6 protein-coding genes and 3 tRNA genes are annotated in these 6000 nt (G+C 72.1%); 3 read left to right on the top strand and 6 right to left on the bottom strand.

Annotation, left to right across the window (positions count from 1 at the left end):
- From ACWF79_RS24470 to ACWF79_RS24460, 3 genes are all read right to left on the bottom strand, one after another.
- A partial coding sequence (locus ACWF79_RS24470) for a DEAD/DEAH box helicase (protein WP_453730267.1) occupies nucleotides 1-1964 on the bottom strand: 1964 nt, incomplete at its 3' end.
- Between the two features lie 247 nt (nucleotides 1965-2211).
- Nucleotides 2212-2745, bottom strand: coding sequence for a hypothetical protein (locus tag ACWF79_RS24465; RefSeq protein WP_453730266.1), 534 nt, complete (start codon nucleotides 2743-2745; stop codon nucleotides 2212-2214).
- A 212-nt stretch (nucleotides 2746-2957) separates the two neighbouring features.
- Nucleotides 2958-3308: a metallopeptidase family protein gene (locus tag ACWF79_RS24460; RefSeq protein ID WP_260230806.1), complete on the bottom strand. Its 351-nt coding sequence runs from the start codon at nucleotides 3306-3308 to the stop codon at nucleotides 2958-2960.
- 104 nt (nucleotides 3309-3412) lie between these two features.
- On the opposite strand from ACWF79_RS24460, the gene ACWF79_RS24455 reads away from it, so the two are divergent.
- The 3 genes from ACWF79_RS24455 to ACWF79_RS24445 all read left to right on the top strand — a co-directional run bounded on the left by ACWF79_RS24455 (nucleotide 3413) and on the right by ACWF79_RS24445 (nucleotide 3694).
- Nucleotides 3413-3485 (top strand) — tRNA-Glu (locus ACWF79_RS24455).
- 39 nt (nucleotides 3486-3524) lie between these two features.
- Nucleotides 3525-3598 (top strand) — tRNA-Asp (locus ACWF79_RS24450).
- 22 nt (nucleotides 3599-3620) lie between these two features.
- Nucleotides 3621-3694, top strand: a tRNA-Phe gene (locus ACWF79_RS24445).
- 157 nt (nucleotides 3695-3851) lie between these two features.
- Here ACWF79_RS24445 and ACWF79_RS24440 read toward each other — a convergent pair.
- The 3 genes from ACWF79_RS24440 to ACWF79_RS24430 are packed head-to-tail and all read right to left on the bottom strand — an operon-like array spanning nucleotide 3852 to nucleotide 5907.
- Nucleotides 3852-4685 (bottom strand): cytochrome c biogenesis CcdA family protein, encoded by an 834-nt coding sequence (locus ACWF79_RS24440; RefSeq protein ID WP_453730265.1) that lies wholly within the window; start codon nucleotides 4683-4685, stop codon nucleotides 3852-3854.
- A complete protein-coding gene (locus ACWF79_RS24435; RefSeq protein WP_453730264.1) occupies nucleotides 4682-5476 on the bottom strand; it encodes a DsbA family protein in 795 nt (264 codons plus the stop codon). The genes ACWF79_RS24440 and ACWF79_RS24435 overlap by 4 nt, the downstream gene beginning before the upstream one ends.
- Before the next feature lie 56 nt (nucleotides 5477-5532).
- Complete coding sequence (locus ACWF79_RS24430; RefSeq protein ID WP_453730263.1) at nucleotides 5533-5907, bottom strand: hypothetical protein; 375 nt, start codon at nucleotides 5905-5907, stop codon at nucleotides 5533-5535.
- Between the last annotated feature and the right edge of the window lie 93 nt (nucleotides 5908-6000).

Genomic DNA, 6000 nt, shown 5'->3' with positions numbered 1-6000 from the left:
CGGTCGTTGTCACGGTTGAAGCCGCCCGACGGACGGTCGTCACGGCGGAAGCCGCCACCGCGGTTGTCGTCACGACGGTCGTCGCGGCGGAAGCCGCCCGACGGACGGTCGTTGTCGCGGCGCTCGAAGGAACGGCCACCACGGTCGTTGTCACGGTTGAAGCCGCCCGACGGACGGTCGTCACGGCGGAAGCCGCCACCGCGGTTGTCGTCACGACGGTCGTCGCGGCGGAAGCCACCGGACGGACGGTCGTTGTCGCGGCGGAAGCCACCGCTGCGGTTGTCGTCGCGGCGGAAGCCGCCACCACGGTTGTCGTCACGACGGTCGTCGCGGCGGAAGCCACCGCGGTCACCGCGGTCGCCACCACGGTCACGGCGCTCGTAGTTGCCCCGCTCGTCACGGAACGCGGGGGTGCGCTCCTCGCGGCGCTCCTGCACCGGCTCGGCGGCGACGACGGCCGCGGCGACCTCGGCCTCGGCGGCCTCCGTCACCTCGGCGACCGCGGCCTCCGGGTCCTCGCCCCGCTCGCGCGCGGAACGGGCGACCAGGCGGTCGGCCTCCTCGCGGAGTTCGGCGGCGCGGCGCGTCAGACGCTCCAGCTGCTTGGTGAGGTCGGCGACCTCACGCTCGGCCTGCTTGGCGGCGTTGTTCGCGGAGTCGGCCTGGACCTCGGTGAGCGAACGCGCACCGGTGATCTCGGCGACCTCCGGGTCGAACGCCCCGGCCCCGCCCACGATGTGACGCGAGGCGTCGACGCCCGCGTCCTCCATGAGGCGGAAAATCTGGCGGCGCTGGTGCGGAAGGGCCAGGGAGACCACGACGCCCGAGCGGCCGGCGCGGGCGGTACGGCCCGAGCGGTGCAGGTAGTCCTTGTGGTCACCGGCCGGGTCCACGTTCAGGACCAGGTCGATGCCGTCGACGTGGATACCGCGGGCGGCGACGTCGGTGGCGACCAGCGCGTTGACGTAACCGTCCTTGAAGTCGGCGAGCACGCGGGTTCGGGCGCCCTGCGTCATGCCGCCGTGCAGGGCGTCCGCCTTCACGCCGGCCTCGACGAGCTGCTCGGCGATGCGGTCGGCGCCCAGCTGGGTGCGGACGAAGATGATCGTGCGGCCCTTGCGGGCGGCGATGGCGGCCGTGACCGGCGCCTTGTCCTTCGGCTTCACGACGAGGACGTGGTGGGTCATGGTCGTGACGTTGCCCTGGGCGCTGTCGACCTCGTGGCTGACCGGGTCGACCAGGTAACGCTTGACCAGCGTGCCGATCTCGTTCTCCATCGTGGCCGAGAACAGCATGCGCTGGCCGCCGGCCGGGACCTGGTCGAGCAGCTCGGTGACCTCGGGCAGGAAGCCCAGGTCGGACATCTGGTCGGCCTCGTCGAGGACGGCGACCTGGACGTTCTCCAGGGAGCAGGCGCCACGGTTGATGATGTCGCGCAGTCGACCCGGGGTGGCGACGAGGATGTCGACGCCACGCTCCAGGGCGTAGATCTGGTTGCCCATGGACGTACCGCCGCAGACGACCTTGATCTTCAGGCCGAGCACGTCGCCGTACGGCTGGAGGGCGTCCGCGACCTGCATCGCGAGCTCACGGGTCGGCGTGAGGATGACCGCGCGGGGCTTCTTCTTCTCGGTGTGGCCGCCGGCCAGCTGGGCCAGGGTGGGCAGACCGAAGGAGAGGGTCTTGCCGGAGCCGGTACGGCCACGGCCGAGGATGTCCTTGCCGGCCAGGGCGTCCGGGATGGTCGCCGCCTGGATCGGGAAGGGGGTGGTCACACCGTTCTGCGCGAGCTTGCGCACGACGCCCTCGGGCAGGCCCAGGTCGGCGAAGGTGATGGTGGGCTCGTCGGCCTCGGTGGACTCCTCGGCGGAGTCGACCGTCTCGACGATCTCGGTGGCCTCTACGGCCTCGACGATCTCGTCGTTCTCGGGCATGACGGCGTGGTCAGGACTGAAAATGGACATGCGAAATGCGAAACCTTCCGGAGTCTCGGCACGCGCCCGTCAACTCCGTGAATTTCGCAAATCGACCGCCTCAATGCGGTCCAGCCACGGCTAGGGAGAGTACGCGCCACACGGCGCTCTTCTGTGTCGGCGCCGGGCAATGGGATCAAACGATCTACCACCATACGCACCCTCCCCCGCCTATGGCAAACCGGACTCCGTCACACCGGCCTCGGACCAGTCCCCGCACCGGCCCGCGCACCGCGCCTCACGCCGGTCCGACCTGCGGCGATGCCTCCGGCTCCGCCGATGAGCCCGGCCCGTCCGCCGCCCTCATGGCACCCATGTGGGTGTCCGCGCCCGGCGTCGCGGTCGGCGAGTCGGTCGGATCGGGCGTCGGCTCCGGAGTGGGGCTGGGGCTCGGCTCCACGGACGGGGTGGGCGTCGGCTCGGGCGGATCGACCGGCGGCGTCTCCTCCCCGGCCGGCGCGCTCGGCCCGCCCGCCCCTCCGGCCGCCCCACCGGGCTCCTGACCGCCGCCCGGCTTCGGCCTGGCCCCCGTGCCGCCGCCCGCGGGGGCGTCCGCCGGAGGCTTTCCGGAGACCGACGGCGAGCCACTGGGCACCGGCGACTCCGTGCCCGCGCCGTCCGCGTCCGGGCCGCTCCTGCCCGCCGCGCCCCGGCCGCCGTCACCGTGCCCGCCGCCCGGGACCCCGGCGTCCCCGCCGGACCCGGCCGCCTCGCCCTGCTTCCCCGCGGACTTGCTGGGCGCCGGCTTCGCGCCCTCGTCACTCACACTCATGCAGCCGCTCAGACCGGCACAGGCGGCGACCGCCAACGCGGTAGCGGCCCATCTCACGCGGGTGGGCAAATGGCGCACGGAGGGCACCTCCAGGAACACAAAGGGCGGGAACAGCGGGCGGAAAAGCCGTGTTTCGCTGCCCAACTCCCTTTGCACCGCAAGGGACACGCCCCTACGGCAACCACCTGCCCCCGATCAGCACGCCCGCCCTCTCACCCGTACCCGAGCGCGTGCAGCCGCTCGTCGTCGATGCCGAAGTGGTGGGCGATCTCGTGGACGACGGTGATCTCGGTCTCCGCGACCACGTCCTCCCGCGACTCGCACATCCGCAGCGTCGGCCCCCGGTAGATCGTGATCCGGTCCGGCAGCACCCCCGCGTACCACTCGCCCCGGTCCGTCAGCGGAGTCCCCTCGTACAGCCCGAGCAGCTCCGGATCGTCCGGCGCGGGTTCGTCCTCGACGAACACCGCGACGTTGTCCATCAGCCGCGTCAGCTCCGGCGGGATCCGGTCCAGGGCCTCGGCGACAAGCTCCTCGAACTCCTCGCGCGTCATCTCCAGCACCCGGCCATTGTCCCCCCAGGTGAAACCGTTTTGGCGATAGCGGCCGCCATCCCATATGCTTCTCACGTCCCCGACGCGCTGCAAAGCGCGCAGGTGAGCCTCTAGCCCTCATCGTCTAGTGGCCCAGGACGCCGCCCTTTCAAGGCGGTAGCACGGGTTCGAATCCCGTTGGGGGCACGCAACATCCTGTGCGAGACTAGTGTTCGCACATCGCAAGGTCCTGTGGAGCAGTTGGTTAGCTCGCCACCCTGTCAAGGTGGAGGTCGCGGGTTCAAGTCCCGTCAGGATCGCTGAGGTCAGAAATGATCTCGTGGCTGGGTAGCTCAGTTGGTACGAGCGATCGCCTGAAAAGCGATAGGTCGCCGGTTCGACCCCGGCCCCAGCCACAAAGAGAAGGCCCCGTTCGAAAGAACGGGGCCTTCTTCGTGTACGGAAGGTACGGAGGTACGGGACGGACGCGACGGACGGGGCAGGCTAGCCCCGTACGAGCCGCGTACGGGCCGCGGGGACGCGCGGCGAGCCCCGCGCACCCCCGCCCCGCCCTCACGCCTCCCGCTCCCTCCGCCCCCGCCACCCGCGCACCGCCAGCACCACCGCCACCACGGCGACCACGGCGACCAGCAGCGCCCAGTCCGGCACCGAGCGGCCCACCGACGCCACCCGCTCCTCCACGGCGAACGAGTCGTCCACCGACAGCAGGCCCGGCAGCGCCGTCGTGCCGTCGAAGAGCAGGAAGACCGCGCCGAGCACCACGAAGAACAGGCCCGACAGCAGCGACGTCGTATGCAGCTCGAACCGGCCGGCCCGGACCGTACGGCCCCGCAGCCAGCGGCGCCGGCCCAGCTCGTACCGCTCCCAGAGCAGGGCCAGCAGGAACAGCGGCACCGCCATGCCCAGCGCGTACACCGCCAGCAGCAGACCGCCGTACGCCGGGCTGCCGCTCAGCGCCGCGACCGTCAGGACGCTGCCGAGGATCGGGCCCGCGCAGAAGCCGGCGAGGCCGTAGACCAGGCCGAGCGCGTAGACGGAGACCGCCGTCGTGGGGCGGATCCGGCCGCTGACCTCGGCGATCCGGCGCGAGGCGAAGCCCATCCCCAGGATCTGGAGCACGCCGAGCACGATGATCGTCCAGCCGCCGACGGCCACCAGCAGGTCCCGGTGACCGTAGAAGAGCCGCCCGGCGAACGAACCGGCCGCGCCGAGCGGGACGAGCGTGGTCGCAAGGCCCGCGTAGAAGATTCCGGTACGGGCGAGCAGCCGGCTCTTCGAGTCGATCGAGTACGCGAAGAAGGCCGGGAGCAGCAGGGCGCTGCACGGGCTGAGGAGGGCGAGCAGACCGCCGAGGAAGGCAGCCAGGTAGCCGATGTCGGCGGTCACTCCCCCGCCCCGCCGCCGGCCGTCGCCGCCCCGCTCTCGCCCTTGCCTGCCCCGCCGGCCTTCGGCTCGGCCGTCTTCGTCGGCTTCGCCGTCTTCGCCGCCGCCTCGATCGCCTCCGTGAAGGCCTCCATCGGCTGCGCGCCCGCGATCGGCCGTCCGTTGACCAGGAAGGACGGGGTCGAGGTCGCGCCCAGGGAGTACGCCTGCTCCTGGTCCTTGCTCACCGCCTCCCGGGCCGCCGCGCCGTCCGTGTCCTTGGCGAACCGCGCGAGGTCGGGGACCCCGGCCTCCTTCGCGAGGGCGTTCAGCTGGTCCTTGCCGAAGCCCTTCTCCTTGGCGCCCTCGGCGTACGCGGCCTTGTGGAACTCCCAGAACCGGCCCTGCTGCCCCGCCGCCCACGACGCACGGGCCGCCGCCTCCGACTCCTCGCCGAAGATCGGGAAGTTCCGCCACTCGATGCGCAGGGTGCCGTTGTCGACGTACTTCTTCACCAGCTCGGGCTCGGTGTCCCGGGCGAACTTCCCGCAGTAGCCGCACTTGAAGTCGGCGTACTCGATGAGCACCACGGGCGCGTCGGCCCGCCCCACGGCCAGCTTGTCGGAGGCGTCGCGGCGGGCGTAGGCCTCCAGCTCCGGGTAGACACCGGCGGACGGGTCGACGGAGACCTCGGCCGCCGAGGAGCCGGACGAGCCGCCGGAGTCGGGCTGTGACGCGGTGAACGAGACGACTCCGAGCAGCAGGGCGGCGAGGGCCACCCCGGAGACGATCATGATCGGCTTGGACTTGGACATGCGGACGTACTCCTGAACGTGGAGGGAGAGGACGGACGACGACGGCGGTCGGCCCTCTAGACGCGCAGGATCGACAGCTCCACGGGTGAGGGCGGAACGAGCTCCGGCGGCTCCGGCCCCGGGAGCAGCGCACGTATGGCCTGGTCACAGCCCCAGGCCTCGGCCCCGGTCGTCCGCTCCGCCGCCAGCGTGGGCAGCAGCTCGCCGAAGCCGCTCGGGCGCGGCGGGGTGGCCGGACGGGTGGCTCCGTCCACCGCGTGGCTCTGCCCGCAGCCCTGCGAGGCGCTTCCCGCGACCGTGACCACGGCCGCGGGCGAGGACTCCGCCGCCACCGCCGTGCGCGCGCCACCGCACCCCAGCACCCCGAGCACCACGGCAAGCAGCGCGGCGAGCGCCGCGAGCGCGCGGACGGTGCGGGCGGTGCTGGACACGGGGTACCTCTCAGCTCGACGTGCCCGAAATATTACGGGTCGCACCGCAGGGAAATCGGTTCGCCCGTACTCGGCCCGGGGTGCGATCCTGGA

The sequence above is a fragment of the Streptomyces sp. NPDC054975 genome (genome assembly GCF_053609105.1).
The sequence above is the reverse complement of the archived record's forward strand: the minus strand, read 5'-3'. Positions and strand labels throughout refer to the sequence as shown.